The organism is Nocardia cyriacigeorgica (assembly GCF_010858045.1).
Taxonomy (GTDB): domain Bacteria; phylum Actinomycetota; class Actinomycetes; order Mycobacteriales; family Mycobacteriaceae; genus Nocardia; species Nocardia cyriacigeorgica_E.
The window spans coordinates 425,180-440,184 of sequence record NZ_JAAGVC010000001.1 but is presented as its reverse complement, the minus strand read 5'-3'; the positions used below and the strand labels follow the sequence as shown (position 1 = coordinate 440,184).

The following is a 15,005-nucleotide window of genomic DNA, read 5'->3' as shown; positions in this document are numbered from 1 at the left end:
AGGCTGTGAGCAGCCCGAAACGAATCGTGGTCGCGGGTATCGGCGCCGTGACCTCACAGGGCCGGGGCGCGGACCGGATGTGGCAGGGGTTCCTCGACGGCCACGTCGCCATCGAGGAGGTGCGATCGCTCGACCTGACCGGGCACTCGACCGCCATCGGCGGTGAGGTCCGGCCCTGGCGCGGCGAGGCGGGGCACGCCGAATCCCTGGACCCGGCAGTCCAATTCGCGCTCGCGGCGGCCGCCGAGGCGATCGCCGACGCGCGCCTGCGCCCACCCGATGACGTCGGCGCCGCTGCCGTCCCCGCCACCCGCTGGGGCGTGGCCGTCGGCACCTGCAATGGCGGGCTCGGCACCGTGGAAAAGACCTGGCTGGCTGATCGCGACGGCCGGGCCGCCGACTGGCAGCAGTACCTGATGATCCAGCCACAGATCATCGCCGAAGCGCTCAGCGCCGAATTCGGCCTCCGCGGACCGGTGCTCTCGGTGAATACCGCCTGCGCGGCCGGTGCGCACGCGATCGCGCACGCGGTCGAGATGATCAGGATCGGCCGAGCCGACGCCATGCTCGTCGGCGGCACGGACGCCTTCAACGCGACCGTGTTCGCGGGCTTCCACAGCCTGGAATCGCTGTCGCCGATCCCGCCCGCACCGTACTCCAAGGATCGCCGGGGGCTCTCGCTCGGCGAGGGCAGCGGAATGCTGGTGCTGGTGGAACATTCGGTTGCCGTCGCCGCCGGCGCCCCTATCCTGGCCGAGGTGCTCGGCTACGGGCTGTCGGCCGACGGTCATCACCCGACCGCACCACACCCCGAAGGGGCGGGCGCCGCGCGGGCCCTGACCGCCGCATTCGCCGCTACCGGTGTGACACCCGCCGACGTGTCCTACGTCAACGGCCACGGGACCGGAACCCCGAAAAACGATTCGGCCGAAAGCAGCGCTGTGCGCCGGGCTTTCGGGCCCGCCGCCGAGAAGATCGCGCTCACCAGCGTCAAATCCATGATCGGCCATCTGCTCGGAGCGGCGGGCGCGGTGGAGGGCATCGCGACGGTCCTCGCCCTGCACGACCAGATCGCCCCACCCACCGCGGGCTTCACCGGGCCCGATCCGAAGTGCGGATTGGACGCGGTGCCCAATTCGGCGCGGTCACTGCCCATGGATGTGGCCATGTCGAACAACTTCGCCTTCGCCGGCGCCAACGCCACCGTGGTGTTCGGCCGGGAGGGCCGGCCGGCGAGCCCGATACCGGAACCGGCGATCGATCGCGTCGTCATCACCGGCGTCGGGATCATCCTGCCCGGCGCCACCACCGCAGGTGAGCTACTCGACGCCTATCGCTCCGGAACGCCTGCGGGCTATGACAACCCCGAACTCGTGCTCAGCACACTGGATTTCGACGCCGCGGCGGTCCTCACCGCGAAGCAGCGGCGGCGAATGGACCGGCTCGGCATTCTCGCCGTCGCGTCCAGCCGGATGGCACTCGACGACGGCCGGCTGGACCCCGAAGCAGTCGACGCCGACCGTATCGGCGTCATCGTCGGCACCGGCCTCGGCCCGGTGGAGAGCCTGGAGCAGTTCACCGTACCGGTCCTCGAATCCGGTGTGACGTCCGCGAATCCGGCGGTCTTCCCCAACACCGTGTACAACGCCGCCGCCGGGCAGGTCTCGATGGTGCTCGGTGTCCGTGGACCCACTTCCACCCTCACCGCGGCGCATGCGGCGGGCGCTACCGCGCTCGGTGTCGCGCACGACCTGCTCCGCATCGGTGCGGCCGACGCGGCGCTGTGCCCGGCGGTCGACGCGCTGTCCCCGTATGCGATGCGCGCCTACCGCCGCATGCCGGTGTTCGCGGACGCGCCGAGCCAGGGCTACCGCCTCGCCGAGGGAGCAGTCACCCTCCTGCTGGAACGGGAGTCGGTGGCACGGGCCAGGGGCGCTCGCATCTCGGCCGTGGTCAGCGGGTACGGCAATGCCGGCGATGGCGTCGGGATCGGCCGCTGGGACCGCGCGGGGCACGGGATCGAACGCGCGATGCGTGGCGCGCTCGACGAGGCCGGGCTCACGCCCGGCGATATCAGCGCGATCTGGGCCAATGCTGCGGGCCTTGCCACGGTCGACGATCCGGAACGCGCTGCCATCGCCCGCCTCACCGGTGGCTCGACGCCGCGCATCGAAACGCCCAAACAGATCCTCGGCGAACCGGTGGGCGCCGGCGCGCACCTGTGCGCCGCACTCGCCGTACACGATCCGGCCGGCTTCGACGGTCCGGTACTGGTCAACAGTTCGTCACTGGGCGGGACGCACACCTGCCTGGTGCTGACCCCGGATAGCCACTCTTCGACATCGGAGCACCATGACTGAATCGACCAACGTCGCGATCCTGGGTACCGGATCGTTCCTCCCCGGTGACCCCATCGACAACGACCAGCTGGAGAAACTGGTCGGGCCGTTGCCCGCCGATGTGCTCGACGGCATCCAGGTGCGGCGCAGGCATTGGCTGATCGACCCCGTCGACGGCTCGCACCGCATCGGCAACAGCCGCATGGCCGAGGCCGCGGCCCGCACCGCGCTCGACCGTGCCGGGGTCGAGCCGGCGGAGGTGGACCTGATCGTGGTGTCCACCGCGAGTCCCGAGTTCCATCTGCCCACCGTCGGCAGTTATGTGCAGCAGCATCTCGGGCTGGAACGCTGTGCCGTCATCGAGGTGCGCGCCGGCTGCGTCGGCGCGATCCAGGCCCTCGACATCGCCTACCGGCAGCTCGCCGACGGCACTCACCGCACCGCGCTGGTGATCGGCACCGAAGCCATCTCGCCCATCCTCGCGCCGATGTTCCTCGGTCGCGAGCCCGACGCGGTCCGAATGCGGGATCGGCTGACGCTCTACAACTTCGGCGACGGTGCCGCCGCCGTCGTGCTGCGCGGGGCCGCCTCCGGCCCGGTGGCACACCGATTCGGCTACGTCAACGCCTGCATGGGTGGGGCGCGCAAACCCGGCATGGTCGTCGTCGGCGGCGGCACCGACCTGCCCGTGCACGAGCAGCTGAAACGCAAACGGCTGATGGACATCACGCTCGACGCGGTGGGTGTCGCGGAATTCGGGCCGCGGATCTTCGTCACCGCCCTGCGGGAGCTCCTCGACCGCTCCGGGCTACGGCTCGACCAGATCGACGCCTGCGTGCTCCCCGAGGGCAACGCCGAGTACTTCAGCCGTGAATTCGAGGAGGCGGGACTCACGCGGGCGGACTACGACCTGCTGCAATCCCGGATCGTCGAGAATCTGACCGATGTCGGCGCCACCGGCTCCCCCGCCGTGCTGCTCGCGCTCGACGCCGGGCTCGCCGAAGGCCGGATCACTCCCGGTAGCACCGTGCTGCTGGTCGCGATCGAAGCCAGCCGCTACGTATACGCCGGCCTTGCCTTGCGCTGGCCGGGCGACGAAAGCTGAGGAATGCCATGACCACAACCTCGATTCCGGCCCGCCGATTGTTCACCAGCGAGTCGGTGACCGAAGGCCATCCGGACAAGATCTGCGACGCCATCAGCGACGCGGTGCTCGACGCGCTGATCGCGCTCGACCCGGCCGCGCGGGTGGCGGTGGAAACCATGGTGACCACCGGCCAGGTGCATGTGGCCGGCGAGGTCGGCACCGCCGCGCAGGTCGACATCACGGCGATCGTGCGCGAGAAGCTGCTCGAGATCGGCTACGACAGCTCGCTGAAGGGCTTCGACGGCGCCACCTGCGGGGTGAATATCGCGATCGGCGCCCAATCCCCCGATATCGCCCAGGGTGTGGATCACGCCTATGAGGCGCGCGTCGACGGCGCCGGCGATCCCGTGGACCAGCAGGGCGCGGGCGACCAGGGCCTGATGTTCGGCTACGCCACCTCCGACACCCCCGAGTTCATGCCGCTGCCGATCGCCTTGGCGCACCGGCTGTCTCGGCGCCTGGCGCAGGTGCGCAAGGACGGCACCCTGCCGTACCTGCGCCCCGACGGCAAAACTCAGGTGACCGTCGAATACGACGGGGACCGGCCGGTGCGCCTGGACACGGTGGTGATCTCGACCCAGCACGCGCCCGATATCGATCCGGATTCCCTGCTCGCCGCGGACGTGCGGGAGTTCGTGATGGATGCGGTGTTATCCGAACTGCCCGGTGGTTCGCTGGATACCGGCGATGTTCGGCTGCTGGTGAACCCGACCGGAAAGTTCGTCGTCGGCGGGCCGATGGGCGATGCCGGGCTGACCGGCCGCAAGATCATCGTCGACACCTACGGCGGTATGGCCCGGCACGGCGGCGGCGCGTTCTCCGGTAAGGACCCGTCGAAGGTCGACCGCAGCGCCGCCTATGCCATGCGCTGGGTCGCCAAGAACGCCGTAGCCGCTGGTCTCGCCGATCGCCTCGAGGTCCAGGTGGCCTATGCGATCGGGCGGGCGGCACCGGTCGGCCTTTTCGTGGAGACCTTCGGTACCGAGAAAACCGACCCGGCCAGGATCCAGGCCGCCATCGGTAAGGTGTTCGACCTGCGCCCCGCCGCGATCATCCGCGATCTGGACCTGCTGCGCCCGCTGTACGCGGGCACCGCGGCCTACGGGCACTTCGGCCGGACCGATCTCGACCTGCCGTGGGAGCGCTGCGACCGCGTCGATGAGCTGAAGGCGGCGGTGGCGTAACCGATCACTCCCCCACGACGGCCGCGAGCCATTCCACCAACGGCCGCTGTGTCTCCCACGCCGCGCGGATCTCCGTCGCGGCGCGCGGTGTGGGCAGCCAGTCCGGCGCGCCGAAATCGCGGTGGGCGGTGAGGGATTTGTGGCGCAGCAGCTCGATGCGTGGATGGTCGGCGGGGTAGCCCTTCGGTGTGGTTTTCAGCCGGTCCCCGCCGATCTCGTATCCGGCACGCCCGAGTTCGGCGAGGATGGCGGCCAGCTCCGCGCCGCGCACCTCGTCGTCGATGGTGGCGCGCAGCCGGGCCAGCTTGTCCGGTGTTCCGCTGTAGTACCCGGCCGCGACGAACAGGCCTGCCGCCCCGATCTGCACGTACCAGCCGACCCCGGGTGCCGCGCCGACGACCACGCCCTGGTGGGTCTTGTACGGCGATTTGTCCTTGGAGAAGCGCACGTCGCGGTAGGGCCGGAAGAGTTTCGCGGACCCGAAGTCGGCCTCCAGCTCCTCGATCAGCGCCAGCATCGGCGCCTTCACGGATTCGTCGTAGACCTGCTTGTGCGCGGCCCAGAACGTCTTCGAATTATCCGCCTCCAGATCTTCGTAGAAGTCCAGACCGGCGAACGGGAACCCACCGAAACGACCCATGGCTAGACGATATGCCCCGGGTCCGACATCGGCTCTCAGAACTTGCCGCTGTGGTGCTCGACGCGGTGGCCGAGCCGCGCGGCGAACTCCGCCACGAACTCGTCGGTCAGCGGCGGCCAGCCCCAGAAGTCGAAAGCCAGTGCGCCGAGCGCGAAGCCGGACGGCCACCGCCATTCGGTGACCGAGCTCCTGACATCGCACCGGCCGCAGCGAGCACGTCCGATGCCGGTTCGCTTCCACTGCTCGATCGCCTCGCCGAAGGGACGCCATACCTCGGGGTCGGCCTCCCACCGCTGCGGATAGTCGATGATCACGGTGGTGGCGCCGCAGCTCGGGCAGGTCGCCGATTCCGGCTCGAGCTCACCCTGCCCACCGTGGTGATCCTCGCGTCCGACGACAACGGCGACCGGGCCCGGCTGCCAGTCATCGCCCCATTCCTGAGCGATCTGCCGCCACTCCGGCCCGGGAAGGTACCCCGCGTCGACGTTCCTGCTGTACACGCCGTCACCGGACAGCTCCCGAGACAGCAGCCCGCGCGAAACCATCCAATCGACCATGCGGCCCGCCACGGCTCCCGCCTCGTCGGCGCTCACCTGCACATCGACGATCCGCTCGAAATATTCACCCATCAGCTTCGTCCCGACATTCTCATCGCCGACGAAGCTACCTAACGAACCGGCCGCGCGCCGCGTGGATCACCGGGCTCAGTGGGCACCCAGTGCGTCGAGGATCATCGGGCGCGCGGTGGCGAGGGCCTGCTGCCAGTAGGCCCAGGTGTGGGTGCCGTTGACGATGTCGACGCGCGCCGGGACGCCGAGGGCGTTGGCCCGGTCGCGGAAGATCTGCGCGGCGATCATGGTCAGCACTTCCAGGCCCATCGCGTTCACCGTATTGCCCACCCCGTACGGCAGGTCCGGTGCGCCGGGTACGCCGTTGCCGCTGGTGACGTAGATCGGCAGCCCGCGCAATCGGCCGGCCTGCACGGTGGCGTCGTTGCGGGCCCAGGCCGGATCACCCGGCGGACCCCACATGTCGTCCGGGTTGTACTGCCCTTCGTCCCACATGGCGGCGCGCATCGCCTCACTCCACATCGGGAAGGTCGGGTTGATGAAGCCGGAGAACGATCCGGCGAAACGGAACTGGTTGCGGTGGTAGGCGGCGAGGATCAGCGCCGCGTTGCCGCCCATGGAGGCGCCGACGACGGCATTGTTGCTGCGTGAGACCCCGTAACCGGCGAGAAAGTCGGGCAGTTCCCTGGTCAGGAAGGTTTCCCATTTGTAGGTGATCTGCTGGCCGTTGGTGTGGCTCGGCCGATACCAGTCGGTGTAGAAGCTCGACCGGCCGCCGACCGGGAACACCAGCGTGACATTGTCGCCGGCGAATTGCCGCAGCGCGTCGGTGTCGCTGGTCCATTGGCTGTGATCGTGTGGTGCCCGCAGGCCGTCGAGGACATAGAGCGCCGCACTCCCGCCGCGCGCTGCCCATTGCACCTGCACCTTGATCGGGCCCATGCTCGACGGCACGAACAGTTCTTCGAATCCGCCGGCCGGTGCCCGTAGCGCGGGCGAGCGGACCGGTGCGGCCGCGGCGACCGCCGCCACCGACGACATCACCAGCATTGCTATGAGCATGACGGCGGCTCTGCGAACCCATCCGCCGGCTATCCGTTCGTCTGCTGATCGCGCCACCCCGGCCACTCGCATACCTCCCACCGCATCGACTGGAAGTTACCGAAGATAACCAATTTACGCTGTCAGAGCTGGTAGAGGTGTCGCCGACGCGCCGCGGGCGTGTCGGTAATCGTCCTGGCCCGCGGACGCGGTCGGGTGCTGTCACGCAATGACACACCTCCACACTCGCCAAAGTATTTGAACGATGGTACAACTTGTACTATCGTTCAAATATCTGGTGCGAAGGATGCTGTGTCGGAAGTCGTCACCGGGACCGCACGTGCCCGCGAGTGGGCAGGTCTGGCCGTGTTGGCCGTGCCCACGGTGCTGCTCGGGCTCGATGTCACCGTGCTGTACCTGGTCCTGCCGAGCCTGGCCGAGGCGCTGAATCCCTCAGCGACACAGACGTTGTGGATCATGGACGCCTACGGGTTCTGCATCGCCGGGTTCCTGCTCACCATGGGAACACTCGGTGACCGGATCGGCAGGCGGCGCCTGCTGTTGATCGGCATGACGGCTTTCGCCGCGGTGTCGGTACTGGCCGCCTTCGCCCCGAACGCCGGGCTGCTGATCCTGGCACGCGCCCTGCTCGGGATCGCCGGGGCAACGCTGATGCCCTCGACGCTGTCGTTGATCTCCACCCTGTTCCGCGATGCGCGCGAGCGCGCGGTCGCGATCGGGATCTGGGCGACGATGTTCGCACTCGGCATGGCCGCCGGCCCGGTGATCGGCGGCGCGCTCGTCGATGCGTTCTGGTGGGGCGCGGCGTTCCTGCCTGCCGTTCCGGTCGCCGCCATCGTGCTCGGCCTCGGCCCGGCACTGCTCCCCGAGCGCGCGGATCCGGATGGCGGCGCGCTCGATCCGGCGAGCGTCGCGCTGTCGCTGGCTGCGATCGTGCCGGTGATCTACGCGGTCAAACACGCAGCCGCGGATCGGCCCGGCCCTGGCACACTGATCCTCGCGCTCATCGGCCTGGTGGCCGGCGCTGTTTTCGTGCACCGTCAACGCGGCCTGACGGCTCCGCTGTTGGATGTCACGCTCTTCGCGAACCGGACGTTCTCGGCCGCTCTGGCGGTCCTGTTGATCGGGCTCATCGGAGTCGGCGGGACCATGTACCTGGTCACCCAGTACCTTCAGTTCGTCGAGGGTATGACGCCGTTCGCGGCGGGACTGTGGATGGGCCCGCCGGCGCTGGCGATGTTCGGCGCGGCAATCGGAGCGCCGCTACTGGCCAGGCGGATACGTCCCGGTCTGATCATGGCGAGCACGCTCGGCCTGTCGGCCATCGGCTACGCGCTGCTGGCAGTCGCGGGCACCGGCGATCCCGTGCTGGTGGTCGCCGGGTTCGCCTTCGTCTATCTCGGTCTCGGCGCGATCGCCGCCCTCGGCACCGAGATGGTCGTCGGCGCCGCTCCGGCGGCGAAATCCGGTTCGGCCGCGGCGATGTCGGAAACCGTCCAAGAACTCGGCCTCGCCGTCGGCGTCGCGGCCCTCGGCAGCCTCACCACCGCGCTCTACACCGCCCGCATGATCACGCCGCCGGACGTCGCGCCGGTGGTCGCACACCGCGTCACCGACAGCCTCGCCGGCGCGCTGTCCGTCGCCGATCAGGTTCCGGCCGAGACGGTGCGGACGGCGCGGGAGGTGTTCACCAGCGGTGTGAATGCCGCCGCCGCCGTCGCCGGTATCGCCATCATCGCGGCGACCGTAATCTGTCTGGCGACACTCGGTCGGATCCGTCCGCTCGGAGATGATCAGGACGACGAAGCCGCCGGGACGATGTGCCCGATCGGCCCGGAGCCCGCAGGAGGGGAGTATGAACCAGGCGAGCGAGCCCATCGACGGGCGCAGGGCCAGGGGCAGTAGGCGGCGCGCGGAAATCATCGACGCCACCCTTGCCGTCGTCACCCGGGACGGCGCCGCCGGCGTCACCCACCGCACCGTCGCCAAACAGGCGGGCATCACCACCAGCCTCAGTACCTACTACTTCGCCACCCTCGACGACCTGCTCGTGGCGGCCCTGTCCACCGTCGCCGACACCTACACCGCGCGGATCCGCGAGATCATCGACGGCCCGGGCGACAAGCTGCGCGGGCTGGCCGAGCTGATCGTCGAATCCGCCGGTCCCGGCCGCGAACGGGCGCTCGCCGAACGCGAACTTTCCACCCTCGCCGCCCGCCGCCCCGCTCTCGCTCCGGTCGCGCTGCGCTGGCGCACCGACGTCGCCGAGCTCGCCGCGACCCTCACCGACGACCCCGACGCCATCGCGGCCGTCGTCGCCGCCACCGACGGACTGTGCACGGCCCTGCTGCTCGACAACACCGCGGCCGATGCCGATGTCATCCACCGCATCCTCAATCGCGCACTGGCGCTGCGGTGAGTGCGCACCGGCCATTTCCCTGCGAGCTCACACGCCTGGGAACCCCGGCTCCCGGCGGCGCCGGGTACGGTGTCAAAGCCCCCGATCACGGTGCGGTGTTCCTGCTGAAAAAAACTGGATGATTATCGATGAGTACAACCGCCGACAAGCTCGCCGACCTGCGCAAGAAGCTCGAGATCGCGCAGGAACCGGCCGGAGAGGCGGGGGCCGCCAAACGCGCACGTAAGGGTATTCCGTCCGCCCGCGACCGCATCGACATGCTGCTGGACCCGGGCACCTTCGTGGAGCTCGGCGCACTCGTGCGCAACCCCAACGACAAGAACGCCCTTTACGGCGACGGCGTGGTCACCGGTCGCGGCCTGGTCGACGGTCGCCCGGTGGCGGTGTTCTCCCATGATCAGACCGTGTACGGCGGCACCATCGGCGAGATGTTCGGCCGCAAGGTCGCCGCGATCATGGAGCTGGCGGGCAAGATGGGCTGCCCGCTGATCGGCATCAACGACTCCGGCGGCGCACGCGTCCAGGAGGCGGTCACCTCGCTGCGCTGGTACGGCGAGCTGGCGACCAAGATGGAGCCGCTCTCGGGTGCGGTGCCGATGGTCTCGCTCATCCTCGGCAACTGCGCCGCCGGTGCGGTGTACCAGCCGATCTGCACCGACGTCGTGGTCGCCACCGAGAGCGCGCACATGTTCGTCACCGGGCCCAAGATCATCGAGGACGCCCTCGGCGAAAAGGTCGATATGGAGGAGCTGGGCGGCGCCTACAACCAGGCCGCGTACGGCAATATCCACCACGTCGCCAAGGACGAGGCCGCCGCCTTCGCGTGGGTGCGCAACTACCTGAGCTACCTGCCGTCGAGCGCGGTCGAGCAGCCACCGATCGTGAACCCCGGCCTCGAGCCCGAGATCACCGAATCCGATCTGTCGCTGAACACGCTCGTTCCCGACTCCGACAACTCCGTCTACGACATGCACGATGTGCTGGTCCGCATCTTCGACGACGGCGAATTCCACGAGATCGGCGCGGCCGCGACCAAGAACCTCATCACCGGCTTCGCCCGCGTCGACGGACGTCCGGTCGGCGTGGTCGCCAACCAGCCGACCGTGCTCGCCGGCGCCCTCGACGCCAAGGCCAGCGACAAGGCCGCGCACTTCATCCACATCTGCAACGCCTTCGAGATCCCGCTGGTGCTGGTGGTCGACACCCCCGGCTTCCTGCCCGGCGTGGAACAGGAGAAGGTGGGCGTCATCAAGCGCGGCGGCCGCTTCCTGTTCGCCTACGTGGAGGCCACCGTGCCCAAGGTGACGGTGGTCGTGCGCAAGGCCTACGGCGGCGGCTGGGCCGTGATGGGCGCCAAGGCGCTGGGCTGCGACGTCTACCTGGCCTGGCCCACCGCCCGCATCGCGGTCATGGGCGCCGAGAGCGCCGTCGGGCTGACCCAGCGCAAGATTCTCGACGCCACCCCCGACGAGCAGCGCGCTGGGGTCCGTCAGCAGATGATCGATTTCTACAACGCGACCATCGCGACGCCGTGGATCGCCGCCGAACGCGGCTACATCGACGCCGTGATCGAGCCGTCGGCCACCCGGCTCGAGCTCCGTAAGGCGCTGCATCTGCTGCGGGACAAGCAGGTCATCCGATACCCGCGCAAGCATCACCTGTTGCCGCTGTGACCAGCGATCCGCCGGTGCCCTCCGGATGGATGCGGCACCGGCGGATCAGGCTTCGAGCCTGGCTCGGACGGCCTCGAGGCGCTGCTGGAGTTCCGCCTCGTCGATGACACCGCGAGCGACGAGGGTGTGTGCCAGCGCGACGAGCTGGTTTTCCGGGTAGGGCAGATCGGCGTAGAGGGTGGAGGTCAGCCGGTCCTCGTCGTCCCGACGCTCCTCGAGGTCGGGCACGCCCGCTGCGCCCTCGGCGCGATCGAGTGCATCGCACATCCCGTCCAGACTCGTCTTCCACGGGGGAACCAGATTGGTGACGCCATATTCGGCCGCCATGCGCGGCCATACCTGATTGCGCGCCACGATCTTTCGCAAGGGCGCGATCTCGGACTCCGCTGCCGTACTCACGCTCGGGCTCCCCTCAGTCGCCCGGATGGATGGCAGGCCGGGTGTCGGTGATGACATTGCTGGTGACGCCCGGTGTGGGCAACGCCACCCCGATCAGGCAATCGCGGGTGACGATCTCGGCGAGCTGATCCTCATCCCATCCCTCGGTGCCTTCCGGACGCACCGGCATCACCATGAACCGGTGCTTCTGGTTGGAGTCCTGCACCCGGATGGCCACATCGTCGCTCAGATACAGCCCGAATTCGGCGAGGACCTGGCGTGGCCAACGCACCATGCGCCGCCGATAGTTCGGGGTGCGATACCACTCGGGCGAATTACCGAGGATCGGTCGCGGATAGCAGGAGCACAAAGCGCAGACGATCACGTGATGCAGGGTGGGGGTGTCTTCGAGAATCTCGAATGCCGTGAAATCGCTGGGTGTTCCGAATCCGGTGGGTTCGAGCCAATCCACCCCGACTTCCTTGCTTGCCGTCATCGGTTCGGTCAGGGCGAGCGTTCTGAAGTCGGGATCGAGCCAGGCCCGCGCGACCAGATGCGCGGCCGGAGTCGGGCCGATCTGCTCGGCGAACTCGGTGAACCGGCGATGTTCTTCGGCGGTGAAAATGCCCTTCTCGATACATAATTCGCGTAGCGCGATCTCCAGCACTTCGAAGTCGGTGACTTCTTCGACCATGGGCGCCACCGTGCGTTCGTGGTCGTGATCGTGCTCGGCCATGGAATCCCTTTCTGGCACACGGTTGTTTATGCTGCGCGCTTCAACCAGCGCTCCGGGAGTTCGGTCTGGAGGGTGTCGTTCGTCGTACCGGTGTAGCCGTCCCACAATTCGGCGAGATCGAAACGGACGACATAGAACCATTCGGGTGTCGCGTCCGGGCGGTCCCACGTCTCGTCTTCGGCAGCCGGACTTTCATAGGCCACCGAGGTGATCTCTCCGGTGGCGCCGCGGACGTATTCCGGGGTCCGGGTGTACAGCAACGCGGGCATATCGCGCACGGTGACCGAATCGCCGACCCGGAAACCGGGTTCTCCCGCTCGCCCCGCGAACACCTGCGGATCACCCTTACCGACGGCACGAATATGGTGCTCGTTGCGCGCCACCTGCGAGCCGTCACCTTCGAATTTCGGCTGCGCCGCCAACGACTTTCCGGCGAGGCCGCCGTCGTAGCGCGCCCGCACCTCCTCCATCCGTTCACTCAATTCGCCGAGCGCGATGTGATGCTTCTCGACGAGAACGCGCGCGACGGCGAGCAGCCAGCGCCCGTAATACGGCAACCCCAGGTAGATGGCCCGCCCGACGTCGACGTTGCCCATCCGGCGCCGCTCCTCCGACAGCCAGATCCCACGCCAGGCGAGCACCTCACAGATCACGTAGGTGTTGTGCTCCCACACCTCGTACTGCTTGTTCTCGAACTTCATCGGCGCGTCCGGCTCCCCGCCGACGTCGTGCACTGTCTTCATATACGCCTTGAAACGCTCGTGATCGATGAGATCGGGCGGCGGCGCATCGGGAAGTTCCGGATAGGACGAATGGAGCCGAGCCACCAGATCGAGCTGGGCGGCCCGCTCCGCGGCGGTACTCATGAAGGCTCCCTTCGTAGCGGCCATGTCGAACTACTGGGCGGCGCACCTCACACGGTCGAATGTATGCCTCGTCGTTGCTGGTGGGAAGCATTCTCGGGGATTTCCCGGTACGGCCGGGACAGCTGACGAGAGCGGCGGCTGCTGATTCGACAACTCAGGAATGTTCGCGGCCGTGTCGCACCGGGATGTTTGGGCCGGACACAGCGAGAAAATCCCACCGTAAGCAACGTCGACGAACACGCCGGCCGGCCCCGGCGGAAAGGAATCAGCCATGCCGAGCACAGATGATTGGCCGGTACCCGCGAGTGGGTTGCTCGTCACCCATTTCCTCACGGTGCGCGATGTGGCGGTTTCTCGGCAGTTCTATGCCGACATCTTCGGCGGGGAGGTGGTGCTGGAGGAGAATCCGGGCATCGTGAAGGTGGCCAACAGCTGGATCATCATGAACCCCGGCGGCGGGCCCACTCCGGATAAGCCCGATATCACGCTGACACCACCCGAGCCCGATGATCCGGTATCGGCGTTCCTCAATGTGCGCGTCGCCGATATCGCCGATTTCCATGCGACCGCATCGGCCAAGGGTGCGCGGTTCCTGACCGATCCCATCGACCGCAAGGCCGAACTGCGCTGCTATATGAAGGATCCGGACGGATACCTCATCGAAATCGGTCAAGCCACCGGAATGCTGCAAGGGATATTCGCCGATCGCCCCGGGCCGCAGGGCTGAACCGGAAACCTCCCGCGAAACGCCGCGCCGCTCAGCCGACCGGCAGCGAACTCAGGACCGGCAGAAAGCCCCAGTCCATGATGCGCGCGGCATCGGCGGTAGCGGCATCCAGATCGAAGGGTGAACTGTGCAGCACCACACCCAGCAGCCGCTGCGCACCCCGGCGCGCTTCGAACATCAAGCAGGTTCCGGCGGCATTCGTGGACCCGGTCTTGATCCCCGTGGTGCCCGGGTACCGGTGCAGCAGGTCGTTGGTGTTCTCCCAGACATGCGCGCGGTTCGCCGGCCCGGCGGGCTGGTGCAGGACCCGCGTACCGACGATGTCGCGGAACACCGGGTTGCCCATCGCATGATGCCCGAGCCGCACCAGATCCACGGGTGTGGAGTAGGTGGCGAAATCGTCGGGCACGGGCAACCCGCTGGGATCGGTGAAACGCGTGTTGACCATCCCCAGGCGGTGCGCCGTGGCGTTCATCTTGCCGATGAAGGCCTCCCGCCCCGGGCCGAACGCCTCGGCCAGCGCATACGCCGCATCGCAACCCGACGGCAGCATCATCGCGTACAGCAGCTGCCGTGCCGTGAGCACCTCACCGGCGACCAACCCGGCAGAACTCCCACCATGCGCGGCCGAGGCATCGATCGCCGATTGCGGCACCGTCACCGGCCGCTCCAGATCACCCGACTCCAGCACGACCACCGCCGTCATGATCTTGGTCAGGCTGGCCACCGGAACCCGCACATCGGCCTCCCGCGACCACACGATCACCCCCGTATTCCCCTCCGCGAGCGCCGCCCCCCGTGCCTGAATACCCTCGGGTTGCATCGCGACCGGAAACGGAGCCTGACCATTCGAGCCGCCGGCAACCGGAGCCGCCGCGACAGTAGGCGCGAAAACGACGAGCACCCCGGCAATAGCCGCCGGCAGCGCGCGGACATAGGTTCGCATCGGGTCATTGTGCGGCCTGGTACTGCCCGATGGTGGGATTTCAGGCCATGACGCGATGGCTTCGCCGCTGGTCCGGGCATTATCGACTGCGATCGGCGTCCGGTTTCCGATCTCCGGGACGGCGGTCAGATGTCGATGATGATCTCGCCGTTCTCGTCCAAGCGCGACCGACGGCCGCCCGCTCGGGCACGATCAGCTTGCTGCGTCCCGGGATCCGAACATTGAGCACCTGAGTCAGGTGATCGAGCTCATCGGTCTCGAATTCCGACCGGCCGGATAGGTCACCGTGCGCGATAAATCCGGTGACGATGGTGCTCGT

14 protein-coding genes are annotated in these 15,005 nt (G+C 68.1%); 7 read left to right on the top strand and 7 right to left on the bottom strand.

Annotated elements, in window-relative coordinates; genetic code table 11:
- Window positions 1-5: 5 nt before the first annotated feature.
- The 3 genes from GV790_RS02075 to metK are packed head-to-tail and all read left to right on the top strand — an operon-like array spanning window position 6 to window position 4,670.
- Window positions 6-2,360 carry a beta-ketoacyl-[acyl-carrier-protein] synthase family protein gene (locus GV790_RS02075; protein ID WP_280213722.1) on the top strand — a complete coding sequence of 785 codons (2,355 nt, stop codon included), beginning with the start codon at window positions 6-8 and terminating at the stop codon, window positions 2,358-2,360.
- Complete coding sequence (locus GV790_RS02070; RefSeq protein ID WP_163809793.1) at window positions 2,353-3,444, top strand: 3-oxoacyl-ACP synthase III family protein; 1,092 nt, start codon at window positions 2,353-2,355, stop codon at window positions 3,442-3,444. The genes GV790_RS02075 and GV790_RS02070 overlap by 8 nt, the downstream gene beginning before the upstream one ends.
- 8 nt (window positions 3,445-3,452) lie before the next feature.
- Complete coding sequence (gene metK, locus GV790_RS02065) at window positions 3,453-4,670, top strand: methionine adenosyltransferase (protein ID WP_163809791.1); 1,218 nt, start codon at window positions 3,453-3,455, stop codon at window positions 4,668-4,670.
- A gap of 4 nt (window positions 4,671-4,674) precedes the next feature.
- Here the strand turns inward: metK and GV790_RS02060 are convergent, their stop codons facing one another.
- The 3 genes from GV790_RS02060 to GV790_RS02050 form a co-directional block, all read right to left on the bottom strand.
- A complete protein-coding gene (locus GV790_RS02060; RefSeq protein ID WP_163809789.1) occupies window positions 4,675-5,310 on the bottom strand; it encodes a DUF2461 domain-containing protein in 636 nt (211 codons plus the stop codon).
- A gap of 35 nt (window positions 5,311-5,345) precedes the next feature.
- Entirely contained in the window at window positions 5,346-5,939 is a 594-nt protein-coding gene (locus GV790_RS02055) for a hypothetical protein (protein ID WP_163809787.1), read from the bottom strand.
- 75 nt (window positions 5,940-6,014) lie between these two features.
- Window positions 6,015-6,941, bottom strand: coding sequence for an alpha/beta hydrolase (locus tag GV790_RS02050; protein ID WP_163809785.1), 927 nt, complete (start codon window positions 6,939-6,941; stop codon window positions 6,015-6,017).
- 291 nt (window positions 6,942-7,232) lie between these two features.
- Here GV790_RS02050 and GV790_RS02045 point away from each other — a divergent pair, with 291 nt between their 5' ends.
- The 3 genes from GV790_RS02045 to GV790_RS02035 all read left to right on the top strand — a co-directional run bounded on the left by GV790_RS02045 (window position 7,233) and on the right by GV790_RS02035 (window position 11,033).
- Entirely contained in the window at window positions 7,233-8,846 is a 1,614-nt protein-coding gene (locus tag GV790_RS02045; RefSeq protein WP_163809783.1) for an MFS transporter, read from the top strand.
- On the top strand, window positions 8,797-9,360 hold the full coding sequence (locus GV790_RS02040; protein WP_163809781.1) for a TetR/AcrR family transcriptional regulator: 564 nt from the start codon (window positions 8,797-8,799) through the stop codon (window positions 9,358-9,360). Before GV790_RS02045 ends, GV790_RS02040 begins: the two co-directional genes overlap by 50 nt.
- A 128-nt stretch (window positions 9,361-9,488) precedes the next feature.
- Window positions 9,489-11,033, top strand: coding sequence for an acyl-CoA carboxylase subunit beta (locus GV790_RS02035; RefSeq protein WP_163809779.1), 1,545 nt, complete (start codon window positions 9,489-9,491; stop codon window positions 11,031-11,033).
- Window positions 11,034-11,078: 45 nt separating this feature from the next.
- On the opposite strand, the gene GV790_RS02030 is transcribed toward GV790_RS02035, so the two are convergent.
- Genes GV790_RS02030 through GV790_RS02020 form a run of 3 tightly spaced genes read right to left on the bottom strand, consistent with a single transcriptional unit; the run spans window position 11,079 to window position 13,013 of the window.
- Entirely contained in the window at window positions 11,079-11,432 is a 354-nt protein-coding gene (locus GV790_RS02030; protein ID WP_280213728.1) for an SH3-like domain-containing protein, read from the bottom strand.
- Between the two features lie 13 nt (window positions 11,433-11,445).
- Window positions 11,446-12,147, bottom strand: coding sequence for a thiocyanate hydrolase subunit gamma (gene scnC, locus GV790_RS02025; protein WP_163809775.1), 702 nt, complete (start codon window positions 12,145-12,147; stop codon window positions 11,446-11,448).
- 26 nt (window positions 12,148-12,173) lie between these two features.
- A complete protein-coding gene (locus GV790_RS02020; protein ID WP_163809773.1) occupies window positions 12,174-13,013 on the bottom strand; it encodes an SH3-like domain-containing protein in 840 nt (279 codons plus the stop codon).
- Between the two features lie 271 nt (window positions 13,014-13,284).
- Here GV790_RS02020 and GV790_RS02015 point away from each other — a divergent pair, with 271 nt between their 5' ends.
- Window positions 13,285-13,740 carry a VOC family protein gene (locus tag GV790_RS02015; protein WP_163809771.1) on the top strand — a complete coding sequence of 152 codons (456 nt, stop codon included), beginning with the start codon at window positions 13,285-13,287 and terminating at the stop codon, window positions 13,738-13,740.
- 31 nt (window positions 13,741-13,771) lie between these two features.
- On the opposite strand, the gene GV790_RS02010 is transcribed toward GV790_RS02015, so the two are convergent.
- A complete protein-coding gene (locus GV790_RS02010; protein ID WP_163809769.1) occupies window positions 13,772-14,686 on the bottom strand; it encodes a D-alanyl-D-alanine carboxypeptidase family protein in 915 nt (304 codons plus the stop codon).
- Window positions 14,687-15,005 lie beyond the last annotated feature (319 nt).